General features: G+C 49.0%; 1 protein-coding gene. It reads left to right on the forward strand.

Features of this window, described 5'->3' with window-relative positions; translation table 11 throughout:
* Positions 1 to 84 precede the first annotated feature (84 nt).
* Positions 85 to 2,728 (forward strand): molybdopterin-dependent oxidoreductase (locus HKN79_04960; GenBank protein NNC82908.1); only part of this gene is annotated, 2,644 nt, incomplete at its 3' end.

Consider the following 2,728-nt stretch of genomic DNA (forward strand, 5'->3'; position numbering starts at 1 on the left):
CATCGGAATCTATATCACTGAACATATTTGGGTCGAAGCGCCACAACGGATCCCCTTGAGTTAAAACGTCCAACACAGAAAATCATGACAAAGAAAGATCACACCTTGATCGAGAGGATAGCTGAGAAGATCGGGATCATTCCCGATCTACATGGAGAGCGCGACCCCGTGTTGGATAGGATGACGGAGACCGACTTGGACAAATTCCCACCCATGGACCAATGGGATCACTGGGAAGAATACGAGGCCAAGTCTTGGCCTAAGAAAGAAAAGAAGGCCTATACCATCGTTCCTACGACTTGTTTCAATTGCGAGAGCGCATGCGGATTGACTGCATATGTCGATAAGGAATCAGGTAGCATCAGGAAATTCGAGGGCAACCCTTTTCACCCTGGAAGTCGAGGAAGGAACTGCGCCAAAGGTCCTGCCACGATCAATCAGATCACCGATCCTGAACGGATACTCTATCCACAAAAAAGAAAGGGGGAACGTGGAAGTGGAGAATGGGAACGCATATCATGGGATGAAGCATTGGACACAATAGCTGCACGGATCCGGAAGGCCTTGAAAGAGAAGCGGAACAATGAGATCGCTTATCACGTGGGGCGTCCAGGACACGAAGGATATGCCAATCGTGTGCTTCAATCCTGGGGCATCGATGGACATAACAGCCATACCAATATCTGCAGCTCCGGAGCTAGGTTCGGATACAATATTTGGTATGGTCACGACAGACCGAGCCCTGATCATGCTAATGCAAAATTCATCCTGCTCATCTCGGCACATCTTGAGAGTGGACATTACTTCAATCCACATGCGCAGCGGATCATTGAAGCAAAGATGAAAGGAGCAAAGTTGGCGACCATGGATCCAAGACTGTCCAACACGGCCAGTATGTCGGACTACTGGCTACCGACCTATCCCGGTACTGAAGCCGCTATGCTTCTGGCTATGGCCAAGATCATCTTAGAAGATGGCCTGTACAATCAGGAGTACATGGAGAAATGGGTCAATTGGAACGAGTATCTGGAAAAGAGACATGCTGGGACCGAAGTGACTTTCGAGAATTTCATCGCCAAGATGATCGAAGAATATGCTGAATTCACTCCGGAATATGCTGAAAAGGAATGTGGCGTGAAAGCTGGAACGATACGAGAGGTCGCGCAGTTGATCGGGGAAGCTGGAGAACGATTTGCATCACATAATTGGCGTAGTGCAGCCAGTGGCAATCTCGGTGGCTGGTGCGTATCTCGAGCACTACATTTCCTTCAAGTGATCACGGGCAGTGTTGGGACCAAGGGGGGAACATCGCCTAATAGTTGGAGTAAATTCAAGCCAACGTTCCACTCGGTACCTCCAGGTCAGAAGTTCTGGAATGATCTGCATTTCCCTAAAGAGTACCCAATGGCCATGTTCGAGATGAGCTTTTTGCTTCCTCATATGCTTAAAGATGGTAGAGGGTATATGGACACCTACTTCTCTCGTGTCTTCAATCCAGTATGGACCTATCCCGATGGTTTCACTTGGATGGAAGCATTTCAGCGAGAGGACCTATTCGGTTGCCATATCGCACTCACTCCTACTTGGAATGAAACGGCATTCTTTGCTGACTTCGTACTACCGATGGGACACAGTGCTGAGCGACATGACCTGAACAGTTATGCCACTCACTCAGGAAAATGGATCGCCTTCAGACAACCGGTATTGAGGGAAGCAGCCAGAAGGGCTGGTAAAGAGACCACCTTCACCTACGAGACCAATCCAGGAGAAGTATGGGAAGAGGATGAGTTCTGGATCGAGCTCAGCTGGAGGATCGATGAGGATGGCTCACTTGGTATCCGAGACCACTTCATGTCTCCATATCGTCCTGGTGAGAAGATCACAATAGATGAGTACTATCAATACATTTTCGAGCACACGCCAAACCTTCCAGAGGCTGCGGCCAAGGAAGGATTGACCGAGTTGGGCTATATGAAGAAGTATGGCGCCTTCGAAGTGGAGCCTCATACGTACAAGAAGAACGAGACTGTGATATCAGAGGAGCAACTCCAAGGAGCCGACTTCGATGAGAAGACCGGTGTCTATTCCAAGGACGGAAAGAATATCGCGATCATGGTGGACGGCAAGCCGAGGGAAGGCTTCCCTACCCCTACCATGAAGAATGAATTCTTCAGCCAGACCATGGTAGACTGGGGATGGCCAGAACACGCCACTCCTACATATATCAAGAGTCATATCCATGAAGAGAAGTTGGACAAGAAGGAGGGCGAGTATGTCCTTGTTCCTACATTCCGCTTACCTACACTGATTCACTCACGATCGGGTGGTGCGAAGTGGCTCATGGAGATCAGTAACCGTAATCCTATCTGGATGCATCCAGATGATGCCAAGAAATGGGGATTCAAGACCGGTGACCTGGTCAAGATGAATACGGATATTGGATTCTTCATCGACAAGGTATGGGTCACTCAGGGAATGAAACCCGGAGTGGTAGCTTGCTCTCACCACCTCGGAAGGTGGAAGCGTGAACAGGACCAAGGAAACAGCTGGTCAACGAATACCGTGGGCATCTCCAAAGAAGACAATGGCATCTACAAAATGAACACCAAGTCAGGCGTGAAACCATTCAAAAGTGCTGATAAGGACAGTGGCCGAATCTTCTGGGTAGATGGAGGAGTTCATCAGAATATCACACATGCAGTACATCCAGACCCGATCAGTGGAATGC

The organism is Flavobacteriales bacterium, from assembly GCA_013001705.1.
GTDB lineage: Bacteria > Bacteroidota > Bacteroidia > Flavobacteriales_D > JABDKJ01 > JABDLZ01.